Below are 259 nucleotides of genomic sequence, written 5' to 3' on the forward strand. Positions count from 1 at the left end.
GGCGCGGCATGTCCGGGGCGTGGGTCATCAGCTCGGGCAGGCGCTTGCGCAGTTCCTTGAGCGCGCGGCGCGGGCTGTAGCGCTCGAGCAGGATGCGCTCGAGCACCGGGCGGGCCACCGCCCAGATGTCCAGCTGCGGGTCGAGCTGGCGGCCGACGCCCTCGATGTTGAGCAGGGTCTTCTGCAACAGGATCAGCTGCGGCTGCAGCGTGAGCTGGTAGCGCTGGGCGACCCGGAACAGCTTCAGCAGCACCTCGGC

Annotated in this window: 1 pseudogene; it reads right to left on the bottom strand. The window is 70.7% G+C overall.

Annotation, left to right across the window (positions count from 1 at the left end):
• Positions 1-259 (bottom strand): annotated as a pseudogene (locus R0J87_RS21990) (ubiquinone biosynthesis regulatory protein kinase UbiB); the annotation flags it as partial.

The sequence above is a fragment of the Halomonas sp. SIMBA_159 genome (assembly GCF_046536035.1).
Lineage (GTDB): Bacteria > Pseudomonadota > Gammaproteobacteria > Pseudomonadales > Halomonadaceae > Vreelandella > Vreelandella venusta_A.